Origin of the sequence: Paenibacillus chibensis (assembly GCF_004001045.1) — a bacterium.
In the GTDB taxonomy this organism is placed as follows: domain Bacteria; phylum Bacillota; class Bacilli; order Paenibacillales; family Paenibacillaceae; genus Paenibacillus_AQ; species Paenibacillus_AQ chibensis.
On the sequence record NZ_BIMK01000001.1, the window covers coordinates 325021 to 335927 of the forward strand.

12 protein-coding genes are annotated in these 10907 nt (G+C 52.8%); 2 read left to right on the forward strand and 10 right to left on the reverse strand.

Features of this window, described 5'->3' with window-relative positions; genetic code table 11:
- Window positions 1–2: 2 nt before the first annotated feature.
- The 5 genes from PCH05_RS01495 to hemE form a co-directional block, all read right to left on the reverse strand.
- Window positions 3–623: a fumarylacetoacetate hydrolase family protein gene (locus tag PCH05_RS01495; protein WP_127599915.1), complete on the reverse strand. Its 621-nt coding sequence runs from the start codon at window positions 621–623 to the stop codon at window positions 3–5.
- Between the two features lie 27 nt (window positions 624–650).
- Entirely contained in the window at window positions 651–1379 is a 729-nt protein-coding gene (locus tag PCH05_RS01500) for a glycerophosphodiester phosphodiesterase (RefSeq protein ID WP_127599917.1), read from the reverse strand.
- Between the two features lie 50 nt (window positions 1380–1429).
- Entirely contained in the window at window positions 1430–2878 is a 1449-nt protein-coding gene (locus PCH05_RS01505; RefSeq protein ID WP_127599919.1) for a CapA family protein, read from the reverse strand.
- Between the two features lie 130 nt (window positions 2879–3008).
- Window positions 3009–3959: a ferrochelatase gene (gene hemH / locus PCH05_RS01510; RefSeq protein WP_127599920.1), complete on the reverse strand. Its 951-nt coding sequence runs from the start codon at window positions 3957–3959 to the stop codon at window positions 3009–3011.
- A 48-nt stretch (window positions 3960–4007) separates the two neighbouring features.
- Complete coding sequence (gene hemE / locus PCH05_RS01515; RefSeq protein ID WP_127599922.1) at window positions 4008–5060, reverse strand: uroporphyrinogen decarboxylase; 1053 nt, start codon at window positions 5058–5060, stop codon at window positions 4008–4010.
- A 206-nt stretch (window positions 5061–5266) separates the two neighbouring features.
- On the opposite strand from hemE, the gene PCH05_RS01520 reads away from it, so the two are divergent.
- On the forward strand, window positions 5267–6478 hold the full coding sequence (locus PCH05_RS01520) for an MFS transporter (protein WP_127599924.1): 1212 nt from the start codon (window positions 5267–5269) through the stop codon (window positions 6476–6478).
- A 143-nt stretch (window positions 6479–6621) separates the two neighbouring features.
- Here the strand turns inward: PCH05_RS01520 and PCH05_RS01525 are convergent, their stop codons facing one another.
- Window positions 6622–7275, reverse strand: coding sequence for an O-methyltransferase (locus PCH05_RS01525; protein WP_127599926.1), 654 nt, complete (start codon window positions 7273–7275; stop codon window positions 6622–6624).
- A 353-nt stretch (window positions 7276–7628) separates the two neighbouring features.
- Here PCH05_RS01525 and PCH05_RS01530 point away from each other — a divergent pair, with 353 nt between their 5' ends.
- On the forward strand, window positions 7629–8768 hold the full coding sequence (locus PCH05_RS01530) for a THUMP domain-containing class I SAM-dependent RNA methyltransferase (RefSeq protein WP_127599984.1): 1140 nt from the start codon (window positions 7629–7631) through the stop codon (window positions 8766–8768).
- Window positions 8769–8885: 117 nt separating this feature from the next.
- Here PCH05_RS01530 and PCH05_RS01535 read toward each other — a convergent pair whose 3' ends face one another.
- The 4 genes from PCH05_RS01535 to PCH05_RS01550 all read right to left on the reverse strand — a co-directional run bounded on the left by PCH05_RS01535 (window position 8886) and on the right by PCH05_RS01550 (window position 10816).
- Window positions 8886–9710: an aldo/keto reductase gene (locus PCH05_RS01535; protein ID WP_127599928.1), complete on the reverse strand. Its 825-nt coding sequence runs from the start codon at window positions 9708–9710 to the stop codon at window positions 8886–8888.
- 153 nt (window positions 9711–9863) lie between these two features.
- The gene (locus tag PCH05_RS01540; RefSeq protein ID WP_127599930.1) at window positions 9864–10148 is read right to left on the reverse strand and encodes a hypothetical protein; all 285 of its coding nucleotides are present in this window, start codon (window positions 10146–10148) and stop codon (window positions 9864–9866) included.
- A 102-nt stretch (window positions 10149–10250) separates the two neighbouring features.
- Window positions 10251–10481 (reverse strand): YuzB family protein, encoded by a 231-nt coding sequence (locus tag PCH05_RS01545; protein WP_127599932.1) that lies wholly within the window; start codon window positions 10479–10481, stop codon window positions 10251–10253.
- A 32-nt stretch (window positions 10482–10513) separates the two neighbouring features.
- Window positions 10514–10816 carry a HesB/IscA family protein gene (locus PCH05_RS01550; RefSeq protein WP_127599934.1) on the reverse strand — a complete coding sequence of 101 codons (303 nt, stop codon included), beginning with the start codon at window positions 10814–10816 and terminating at the stop codon, window positions 10514–10516.
- Window positions 10817–10907 lie beyond the last annotated feature (91 nt).

The window sequence follows — 10907 nt, forward strand, 5'->3', positions numbered from 1 at the left end:
GATCAGCCGATCACGCAGCTTCCGAGAAGCCGGTCTCCCCAGTACAGCTCGAACTTGTCACCGGCGGCGCAAGGTCCTACTCCGGCAGGGGTGCCCGTGAAAATAATATCGTTTTCACCCAATCCATAATTCGTGCCGATGTAGTCGACAATCTCCTGGAGCGAGAAAATCATGTCCTTAATATTGCCGCGCTGTACTTCCGAGCCGTTCTTATGTACGGCGAAATCCTCAGCAGCAGCTGCTTCCGCCCCAGGGAAATCCTGAAAGCCGGAGATCGGGGCAGAATTTTTGAACCCTTTGGCAGCCGTCCACGGATGGCCCTTCTTTTTGATCACCGTCTGCACGTCGCGCAGCGTGAAGTCGATACCCAGCGCCATGCCTCCGATCAATTCATCCACCGAAACACCTGGTTCGTAGGCACGCTTAACGCGGAGTACCAGTTCCCCCTCATAATGTACCTCTCCCTTATCCTGAGGCATGGACAACACCTGCCCGTTTAACGCCGTCGCGGCATGGGAAGGCTTCATAAAAATCATCGGTTCATCCGGCACGTCGTTTCCGAGCTCTGCGGCATGAAGCTTGTAGTTGCGTCCTACACAGTATACGTTTTGAATCATCGTCATCTCATCCTTTGGAAAGTAGTATAGATGCTAGTGCATAAACGTTTGTTTCCACACATCGGGCCGATTCGTGCACAGGAGAATTTCCGGGGAAATATTGGCCAGCCGCTTCATACGTTTGGCATCATCCACCGTCCACCCCATGACTGTGATCCCCGCTTCTTTTAGTCTGACGAACAGCTCATGGTCGAGGTTCGGATGTCCGATCGACAGAAATGAGCACTGCAGCGTTTGCAGACGCTCGACAAGATCCTTGGGTCTGGCATCGATAATCAATCCCGTCCGGATGCCAGGATGGATTTGTCTCACTCTCCGGAGCGCATCGGCATCAAAGGACGTCACCACGACATCCTGCTCCATATGGTAGGAGCAAACGCGGTCAATGACCGCTTCTTCCAGACCCGGATACATGTTCCCCGCCGTTTTGAGTTCAATGTTAAGGTGCACGCGGCCGCAGCTCAGGCGAAGTACTTCCTCCAATGAAGGAATCCGCTCGCCGTGGAATTCCCGGCCCTTCCAGCTGCCCGCATCCAAGCGAAGAAGCTGCTGCCAGGTATGGTCCTTGACCTTCCCGCTGCCGTTTGTCGTTCGATCCAGACTAAAATCATGTATAACGACCGGTATACCGTCTGCCGTAAGCTGCGTATCGATCTCCATCCACTGCACATAAGGCTCGGCAATCGCCATTCGAAAAGCAGACATCGTGTTCTCCGGCGCTTTGCCGGAAAAACCGCGATGCGCTACACATAAATTATTCATCGATCTCCCCCCAAACTTTCGCTTCATCCGTAGAATTCAGACCAGCTTCATCAAGGCGTAACGACGCCGTCGCCGGAAATCTTCAGGCCTCCGAAGGATAGATTCTGCATCTCTTTCATCAGCTGGCTCCCATCCTGGGCATTCATCGGCACCGGCTGTCCAAGCTCCGCATGATAAGGTGTCAGCTTCATTTGGCAGCCGCTCTTCGGCTTGCAGGTCGCTTGAAAAACGGCCGTCTTCCAAGTGGACGGCGTGCTGGATTTGGTAAAGATAAAATTGCCTGTGCTGTAAGCAATCCATTTGCCCTTATACTGTTCCAGTCCCTGCAGCACATGCGGATGACCGCCGATAATGAGATCGGCTCCCGCATCCACAAAATCATGGGCCAGATTTTTCTGGTTCGCATCCGGCGACAGGGAACGCTCAATCCCCCAGTGCGCCATGACAATCACCAAATCGGCTTTCTTGCGTGCATCTGCAATCGTCGATAAGACACGGTCGCGGTACCCTTTGCCAGGGTATGCGCTGGCCACACCCGGTTTGCTCGCCCCTGCGGCCCATCCGGGCTCAGGATAGACCCGGCTGCATCCGACCACTGCAATCGTCATCCCTCCGCGTTTAATATACAGCGGCTGGTAAGCACGGTTCGCATCTTTGCCTGCGCCGACATATTGGATACCGCTCTGGTCCAGATGCTTGATCGTATCCATCAGGCCGACCTCGCCCTGGTCAAGAATATGGTTGTTGCCCAAATTGACCACGTCCATCCCTGCAGCGCGCAGCGCATCGAGAGCTTTCGGCGAGGATTTAAAAACGTACTGCTTGTTTTGCGCGCTTACACCGCCCGTTGTAACCGGCGTTTCAAGATTGCCGAGCGTCAGGTCATCCTTCTTGAAAGTATCTCCCAAATAAGCAAAAGGGTATGAATAGCCTTTACTCTCCAACAGGGTTTCCACCTTGCTAGAGAAAATCATGTCGCCTACAAAATGAATCGTAACGGATTTACCGTTATCCCCCACTATACTATGTTCTTCCTGGCTGCCAGAGTCCTCCGGATTGCTCGGCGCTACGGATTTCCCTTGATCTGGCGACTTCGGCTGATCCGCGGTTTGATCCGGCACCTGTTCCTTTCCATTTGCATTGGCGCCCTGGTCTTGGCCGGCAACGCCTTTTTGATCCGGATCGTTGGCCGGATCCTTGGCGGGCTCCTTCGCGGGATCCTGTTCAGGCTGCTCTTCCTTGTTTGTTCCCTCTTGATCCTGAGGCTCCGGGGATACCGGCTTCTCCTGCGGAGGGCTCTCGGTATTATTGGTCACAGCAGGAGCCTTGGTCGGCGACTTCGGCCCCGATGCGCTCTGGTGATCCTTGATAAAGTATACGGAAACCAAAATGACAATCATCAATAGCAGGGCAGCATTCATGGTCAGCCACAATCGCCTCTGCCGGAGCTTCCGGTTTTGGTTACCGGAACGTTTTTTTTGCGATCTCGGCGGATACATCGTTCCTCCTTAATTCCATTTCATATTTTCATAGATTTACTTCCAGAATCCATACTATTATATCAGGCTCCCGCAAGCAAATAGAACCCCCCGCGGCAGCGGAGGGTTCTGACAGATTCCGAATCGGTTTTTAAACCATTTGCGCTTGTTTAAGCTGGTCAACGACCGCATCGCAGAGGGTTACCATATACAGCGGATCGCTGTTCAGCATGTCGATGCGCATGAGACGCATGTCCAGCTCCTTGGCGACATCCTGTGCCTCGATGTCCAGGTCATACAGGACTTCCAAATGATCAGACACGAACCCGATCGGTGCGACCAGAACGTTCTCAACCTGCTCTTTGCTGAGACTGCGGAGCGTGTCCAAAATATCAGGGCCAAGCCAAGGCACCGAAGTGCGCCCTGCGCTTTGCCATGCAAACTGCCACGAAGTAATACCCAATTTTTCGGCAATTGCGCGGGAGGTTTCAAGCAGCTGTTCCGGGTACGGATCGCCAAGCTCCACAATTTTCTCCGGGAGGCTGTGCGCACTGAACAGTACACGGACATCTTCCCGCTCGGCCCCCGCTTCCTTGAAGAGATCCATCTTCGCATTTACCCGGCGGCTAAGCGCTTCAATCAGCTGCGGATGCAGATGATAGCTCTTCACGTAGGTCATCTCCACGCCGACCTCATCCGCTTTGGCCTGTGCCCGTTTGATGTAGCTCTCGACGCTCATGGTCGAATAATGCGGTGCCAGCACGATGCCTACAGCTTTTTTGATGCCGTCTTGCGCCATCTGCTCTACACCATCTTCAATGAACGGACGGGCATGCTTGAGGCCTTGATAGCATACGAACTCCACATCCGGAAGGCGGCTGTCGGCGTTGAGGGCTTCCTGCAGGCTTTCCACCTGATGATTCGTATTTTCGCGGAGCGGGAATACGCCGCCCACGATGGCTTTGTATCGGTCCACCAGCTCCTGAAGCTGCTCTTCAGACGGAGCGTTGCCGCGGCGGATATGGGTATAATAGGCATCGATGCCTTCGATGCTTTCCGGTGTTCCATAGGACATTACTAGCACGCCTACTTTTGTTTTCACGAAACGATCACCTCTTGGTCGAATTGATGTTGCAGCGTTGCACAAACTCTAATATTTTTTGTTCTTCAGCGCGGAAGCCGAATACTCGTGAATATATTCCGTAAGCTCCTTCAGCTTGTCCAACGAAGCTTCGGGGAACAGTCCGTGACCGAGATTGAAGATATACCCCGGCTCCTGAATGCCTTCATCGATGATTTCTTTCGCATATGATTTGATGATGTCCATCGGCGCGGTCAAAATATACGGATCGAGGTTGCCCTGCACCGCGAATTTGCCGCCCAGGCGCTTGCGCCCCTCCTCGATGGAGACTCTCCAGTCCAGCCCGATCACGTTCGCCTGAAGCTCTGTGAGGGTCGGAAGAAGCTCGCCGGAGCTTACGCCCGGGAAATATATTTTAGGTACATTCAAATCCGAAAGTTCGGCAAAGATACGGGTAATGGTAGGCAGCACATATTTTTGAAAATCTTTCGGCGCAAGCGCACCGACCCAGCTGTCAAACAGCTGGAACGCCTTACCTCCGTTTTGGATATGGGCCCGCACATATGTAATAACCATATCCCCCAGCTTGTTCATCAGCAGATTCCAAACCTCGGGCTCGCTGTACATCAGCGTCTTGGTCAAAATATAGCTTTTGGAAGGACGGCCTTCAATCAGATAGCTGGCGATCGTAAATGGCGCTCCCGCAAACGTAATCAGCGGCACCTCAAGCTCGCGGTCCAAAATCCGGATCGTTTCGATGATATGGGACAAATCCTTGTCAACATCGATCGGACGCAGCCTCTCGACATCGGCTTTGCTCCGGATGGGATTATCAATGACGGGACCGATATTTTTCACGATATCGAAATCAACGCCAAGCGATGCTACAGGGTTCATAATGTCCGAATACAGAATGGCGGCATCCACGCCCAGCTTGCGTACCGGCATCATCGTGATTTCGGCTGCAAGCTCCGGCTGCCGGCAAATTTCAAGCAGCGTATATTTTTCTTTGATTTTGCGGTATTCAGGATCGTACCTGCCCGCTTGTCTCATGTACCAGACAGGAACATGCTCCGTTTCCCTTTTATAGCTGGCTTGTATGAGTGTATCGTTGTAGGTCATGAAGAGGCCTCCAATGTTTTTTAGAATTTCTCTAATCTATATTATGCCCTTTTTAAAAGTAAGTAACAACCGGCTGGCCCTGACATCCCATGACAATAGTATGACATCTGCCTTACGGCTCGTTTGGGTAAATATGTTATACTGAAAGAACCTGTGTTTTTCCTGACATATTTTCAGTCACATGTAGAAAGGAAGTGAAAAGCACATTGAAACCGTGGAAAGTCAATGTACTTGTGCTTTGGATCGGCCAGTTTCTGGTCAACTCGGGAATGACAATGATCACTCCGTTCCTGTCCCTGTATCTGGCAAAGGATCTGGGAGTACAGGGTGATCACAACATCGGTATGTGGGCGGGAATGATTTTTGCGGCTAACTTCCTGACCTCGTTTATTTTTCAACCCTTATGGGGCAAGCTGGCCGACCGGTACGGACGCAAAATCATGCTTCTGCGCTCCGGGTTCGGGATGGCGATCGTCATTACCCTGATGGGCTTTGCCCGCAGTCCGTGGGAACTCCTGCTGCTGCGGCTGCTGAACGGTACGATTTCCGGCTTTAACCCTGCTTCGATTTCGCTGGTTTCCAGCACGACCCCGAAAGATCGGATGGGTTTTGCCATGGGAATCATGCAGTCCGGCTCCGTGGCAGGCACCATTCTCGGTCCGCTCATTGGCGGCAGCCTCGCGGATATTTTCGGATTCCGTCCTATTTTCTATATTATCGGTCTCTTGATTTTTGCCGCATCCCTGCTGGCGCTCCTTCTGGTCAAGGAAAACTTCAACCGTGAAGAGGCGGCGAAAGCGCCCCAGGTTTCCGTGCTTGGCGGATTCAAGGAGCTGGCGCAAATTCCGCAGCTTCCGGCTTTGTTCGCCGTGACCTTCCTGCTTCAGTTTGCCATGATGAGCCCCATGTCCCTGCTGCCGCTGTATGTGGAGAAGCTTCATGCATCGTCCGTTAATCTGGCTTTCTGGGCTGGCATGGTCACCGCCGTTACCGGACTGTCCAACATGATCACTTCGCCCATTCTCGGCAAGGTCAGCGACAAGGTCGGCGCGCATCGCATATTGACCTATGCCTTGATCGGCGCAGGCGTGATGCTCATCCCGCAGGCCTTCGTGCACTCGGTTTGGCAGCTTATCATCGTGCGGTTCCTGATGGGTATCTTCATGGGCGGCCTGCTCCCAAGCGTCAACGCCCTAATCCGCTCGTACACGCCTGACGGCATGGAGAGCCGGGCTTTCGGCTTCAACACGAGCACGCTGGCGCTGGGCAACATGCTCGGCGCGCTGGTCGGCGGCTTCTTATCCGGTTTTATCGGGATCGAAGGCCTCTTTATCATTTCGGGCTGCCTGCTGCTCTTGAACATGGTATGGGTACGGCTGAAGCTGTACAAAAACCATAAATCACCGCAGTATCGGTAACCGCTAGATTCCCCGGCTATATGGGGTTATCATCAATGTCCATTATGTGCGTGACGGAGACAGTCGAAATTTATTATCGGTAATGCCATAAAAAGGTGGGCAGGACATGTTCCTGCGCCACCTTTTTTTGCTTCATCGTCGGCTTACGCCCGAGGCTTCACCATCGCGACGGCCAAGCCGTCATATGCCGGCAATATGGTGCCGATCAGGCGTTCATCGGTAGCCATCTGCTCGTTGAACCGGCGGATTGCCTGCACCGAAGGCCCGTTTTTGTCCGGATTGAGGGTTCTCCCCCGCAAGAATGTGTTGTCTCCTGCAATGATCGCACCCGGATTCGCCAGCTCGATCGCATATTCCAAATATACCGGATAGTTCTCCTTATCGGCATCGATAAAGAAGAAATCGAATTTACGGCCTTCCTGCTTGAGCATTTCCAGGCTGTCCGCAGCCAGGCCGATCCTGTATTCCACTTGATCTCCAAATCCTGCTTCGGTCAGATGCTCCATGGCCACGTCCGCGTATTCCTGCTTGAGCTCCAGGGAGGTGAGGCGGCCTTCGGAGGTCAAGCCTCTTGCCAGGCAAATCCCGCTATATCCGCCCAAAGCTCCGATCTCCAGCACTTGAGAAGCTTTGGTTGAAGCCACCAGCATGGTCAGCAGGCGGCCATAGCCCGGAGCGATTGAAATTTCAGGCATCCCCTTGCCGGCGATGCGTTCTTTTACGCCGGCAAGCTGCCCGTCCTTTTCAAGAAAATGGTCCGCGTATTCTTCAGGACTCATGTGTAAACTCTCCTTCATATTCAACGTTCAATGGGTCATGATCGAAACAATAACGTTTGTTTCTAACCTCACATTCACCTATACTATTATAGAATGAATGGAAGACGAATTCGAGCTTGAATTCACTATAATTAACCACTACACATCGATTTAGTCTTTTCCGAAGGCAAAGGTAGCGGAAGGGACGGAATCGTTCTAAAGAAGCATAGCATTCGCCTTTGTCTTCAAATTAAACCCATTTGATAAATAAGTTCAGAAAATTTGGAGACACCAGCGATCGGAAGAACGATCCGTCACTGCGGCGGTCTTTAGCGCTCGCCAAGGACTAATTCTTATGTACATCAAGCATGAAAATGGAGTTGAAAACGATTATGCCCCGCTTGCAATTGATTGCAACCGCACCGATGGGCCTTGAGGCCATCGTCGCGCGTGAACTTAGAGATTTAGGCTACAACGACCTGGAGGTCGAAAACGGCCGGGTTACCTTTGCCGGAGACCTCAAGGATATTTGCCGCTGCAACCTGTGGCTTCGCACTACGGACCGGATTCTCGTCAAAATGGGCGAGTTCCCTGCGAAAACCTTTGACGAGCTGTTCGAAGGCACCAAGGCGCTTCCATGGGAGGATTGGATTCCCGTCGACGGGGAATTCCCGGTCGAAGGCCGTTCCCATCATTCCCAGCTGAGCAGCGTTCCAGCCTCCCAAGGGATTGTCAAAAAGGCGATCGTCGAGAAGCTGAAGCAAAGCTACCGCACCGACTGGTTCCAGGAAAACGGCGCGCGTTATGTCATCGAAGTCAATCTTCACAAAGACGTTGCGCTGCTAACGCTGGATACAACCGGCCCCGCCCTGCATAAACGCGGGTACCGCAAGCTTGTGACGGAAGCGCCGATCAAGGAAACGATGGCAGCTGCGATGCTGCAGCTCAGCCGCTGGAATGCATCCCGTCCGCTCTATGATCCTTGCTGCGGTTCAGGTACATTCCTGATCGAAGCCGCCATGATGGGCTGGAATATCGCGCCGGGACTGCGCCGCTCGTTCCCGTCCGAGCACTGGCGCATCATTCCCGAGGAGCTGTGGGCCGAAGCGCGCGAGGAGGCCTTCGACTCCGTGCAGGATGACGAGCCGCTGCAGCTGACAGGCAGCGATATCGACCCGCAGGCGATCGAGGTTGCCAAAGCCGCCGCCAAAAGCGCCGGCTTCGGACGCGAAATTACCTTCAACGTTCTGCCGGCAGCCAAGGCCAAGCCTGAAGGTGAATACGGCTGTTTGATCACCAACCCGCCGTACGGCGAACGCCTGAGCGAGAAAAACGAAGTCGAGAAGCTGATCCGCCAGCTTGGCAACACCGCTGCGCAGCTTCCGACCTGGTCGTTCTTCGCCATCAGTCCGACGAAGCAATTCGAGCATTACTTCGGGCGCAAGGCGGATAAAAGACGCAAGCTCTACAATGGCCGCATCGAATGCCAGTATTATCAGTTCCTGGGTCCGCTTCCGCCGCGCCGGCCTTAGTCCTTCTGCTTGCGACATAAGCAGGGCGGCCCTGCTTCGAATGTATAGGTTCTAATATCTCAAGAAAAACCCGGCTTGCCTGTATAGGCAAGCCGGGTTTATTTGGGTTCCATCTATTCAGAAAATCAACTTGTCAGGATCGGTGCCGACCCGCTTGTTTCCGTTCAGCGCATCAATCTGCTTCAGCTCATCCTGCGACAGCTCGAAATCGAATATATCCGCATTTTCGCGGATGCGCGAAGGCGTAACCGATTTGGGAATCGTTACGATTTTGTTTTGGATGTCCCACCGAAGGATGATTTGGGCCGGCGTCTTGCCATATTTCTGGGCAATGCCAAGCAGCGTTGAATTATCACCCAATTTCCCTTTCATCAGCGGGCTCCAAGCTTCAATCTGAATCCCCTGGGCGCCGCAGAAATCCTGCAGCTCCTGCTGGATCAAGCCTGGATGCAGCTCCACCTGATCGACTGCCGGCACCACATGGCTGTCCTTCATAAGCTCTTTCAAATGATGGACGTGGAAATTGCTGACGCCGATGGCCCGGATGCTGCCTTCATCATAAAGACGCTCCATCGCTTTCCAAGTATCTTTGAATTTATCCTGGCCCGGCCAGTGAATCAAGTACAGGTCAATCACGTTCAGACCGAGGCGTTTCTGGCTTTCCTCGAATGCACGCAGCGTCGAATCATATCCCTGATCATCGTTCCACACTTTGGTCGTGACGAAAATCTCATTCCGGGCGATACCGCTTTCGGCGATTGCCTTGCCCACTTCCTGCTCATTGCCGTACACCGCCGCGGTATCAATGCTCCGGTACCCAGCCGCCAGCGCAACCTTGACGGCTTCATACACTTCATTGCCTTTCGCCTGGTACGTACCGAATCCAAGCCATGGCATGGTAACACCGTTGTTCAGAATGGTGCAGTCCGTAATGTGTTTCATGTTCTTCACAACCTTCCATGTATAATGAGAATGCATGATTAAAGAAAGCATGTTCATTATAGCACAGTGGAAAATGATTCCCAAAAAAGTCCCGGTTCGGTTTTACACAAAAAATCCTGCAAAGAGAGGCTCTTTGCAGGATCAGACAGGCACTTATTTCGTTGACTCTCCGTTCATGTCAGAGGCAAGGGAAGCCAGTCGGCCCTTTTCCTCTGCAAGCATTTCCTCGGCTAATTCGACCGCTTGTCCATTCAGGCTGTCGCCGGCCTGATCAACCGCACGTTCCGTATGGGCGAGCCTGCTCTTGGCCTGCTCCACCATTTGCTCCGTGGGATGGGACATCGCTTGGGACACCGCATAATGCAGCTTTTCCACCGAATTTTGGGCTTGGGAAATCGGATTTCGCGATTGCAGGCTGGAATCATATCTGGATGCCATGGGCTGCTCTCTCCTTCACTCGAAAGTTCCTATCCACCTTGTAGGATGGAGCTTCCTTAAAGGATCTATGCACGGCAGCACCGGAAGCATTTCCCAGCCGTCTTATGAAGACTTCTTGATGAAGGGCTCCGTCTTCGCGAGCAATTCGGCTTCTGTCGGCGCACTGAGATACCGGCCGTTCACGTAAAGAAAGGGACGCTTTCCGCAGGGACCGCAGTACGATTTGCACCCGATCTGGATTTCACTGTCCGGAGCGAGTTTTTTCAGCTTCGGAACAATGCTTTTCAGCTGTATATGATTGCATTTGTCGCATAAACGAATATCATTGGCCATGATTCGCACCCTTTTCTCTCATTATCCGATGACTAATGGTCGCCGTGGTTGCCCTTGGACGGGTTGGTGATGACGAAGCCTTCGTTCGGAAAATACAAATAATCCACCTTCACCCCGTCAAGCAGCGGCTCGTTGCGGTCGAGCAGCACGTCGATTTCTTTATCGGTGCTTACAACCTCGTCGTTCTCGCCCGGCTTGTCCAAATCCAGTCCGTAATGCGCGTGATCGCCATGCGCATGGGTTACCAGCACACGTACCTTCAAACCGCTGTTTTCTTCTTTCTCCAGTTCCTTTTTAAGCACCTTGGCAGCATTGCGTGTAATTTTGCATTTCATTCGGCTGCATCTCCTGTTTTATATGATGGGGATTTCACAACATCCCGTTAAGGGTACATCAAGCATACTGCAGTGCATACTGTCTGATATG